Below are 1385 nucleotides of genomic sequence, written 5' to 3' on the forward strand. Positions count from 1 at the left end.
CGGCCAGATTGGCCACTGGTTTGGATATAGTGCGATTTATATGGTAGCAGCTGTCTCCGTACTTTTTTCTATCATTCTTTACCTCTATTTTGTAGCCAGAGCCCGTGAACAAGCTTTTAGCGGATAAAAAGAGCCTTGCAAGGTATAAAGTATACGCTTGCAAGGCTTTCTTATTTTTAACGGACAGGTGTCGCCAACTCTCTAAAACGCATCACAGCTTTTTCTGTGTCGGCCTCAAATCCTTGTTCTATCAGCGTCTCTCCAAATAAAACGACTGCTTTTTCAAGCATCTGATCGGTTGTATTTCCCATATGGCCGATCCGGAATGCTTTGCCAGCCAAATGAGCAAGAGCTCCTGCCACAATTAGTCCTTTTTCAGCTAGGGCAGTCCGGAAAGCAGCATCATCCATGCCATCTGGATAAAGAATACAGCTTAATGTATCAGCCGCAACCGCCTCGTCCGCTATAGCTTTCATCCCGTATACGGCAAGAGCAGCTCGAACCGCTTTCCCAAACGCTTTATGACGTTTATAGCGATTTTCCATCCCTTCAGCTAATACGAGCTTCATCCCTTCTTCATAGGCATAGATTAAATTGACTGGCGGAGTAGCAAAATATTTGGAAGGGTCATTCATAATTGGAATCCAATTGTTAATATCACAATAGTACGCAGGCACACGCTTTATTTGTTCTCGTGCAGCCAATGCCGTTTTATTAAAGGCAACAATTGCGATTCCCGGCGGTACACCGATTGCTTTTTGGGAGCCTGATAAAACAACATCAATCTTCGCATTTTCATCCCCATAAGACTTGCTCATATCCTCTTCCATTGCAGCTGTAGCACAAACACCATCAAGGATGATTAGGGCACCATGGCTCTTAATAATCGGTACTAAAGTATTTAAATCTGCTGAAACACCTGTGGATGTATCGGCATGTGTAATCGTAACAGCCTTGAAATTTCCGGACGCAAGCTTTTCCTTAACTTCATCGGGATCAACCCGTTTTCCCCATTCTGATTGAATAACCTCGGCTTCAATCCCGAATGCGTCGGCAATTTTGATAAAGCGATCTCCGAAAAAGCCTTGACTAATGACAAGAATCTTTTCTCCGGCTTCTACCGTATTAACGAGAGCCATTTCCATTGCAAGTGTCCCGGACCCTGAGATTACAAATACTTCTCCATCACTGTTTAGCATTTCCCTTGTCTTCTCAATAGCACTTCGGTATATAGCTGTAAACCTATGATCCGTATGACTTCTTGTTTCCTCTGCAAGTGCATCATAAATGGAATCGACAACAGGTGTCGGTCCCGGTATAAGCAGCATTTCTTTGTTACGCATGTGCATCCTCCTAATCGAATTTATTAAGCAATCATTCCATAC

At 43.4% G+C, this 1385-nt stretch carries 1 protein-coding gene; it reads right to left on the reverse strand.

The features are described from left to right. Positions 1 to 176: 176 nt before the first annotated feature. Positions 177 to 1343, reverse strand: a complete 1167-nt coding sequence (locus V7149_RS25240) for a pyridoxal-phosphate-dependent aminotransferase family protein (protein ID WP_335348312.1) — start codon at positions 1341 to 1343, stop codon at positions 177 to 179. Positions 1344 to 1385: the final 42 nt, after the last annotated feature.

Source organism: Bacillus sp. JJ1503, from assembly GCF_036965125.1.
Taxonomy (GTDB): Bacteria; Bacillota; Bacilli; order Bacillales; family Cytobacillaceae; genus Cytobacillus.

Bases quoted from the DNA above. Each gene is read 5' to 3' on its own strand.
- V7149_RS25240 (WP_335348312.1), bottom strand. From the start codon at position 1,343: ATGCGTAACAAAGAAATGCTGCTTATACCGGGACCGACACCTGTTGTC.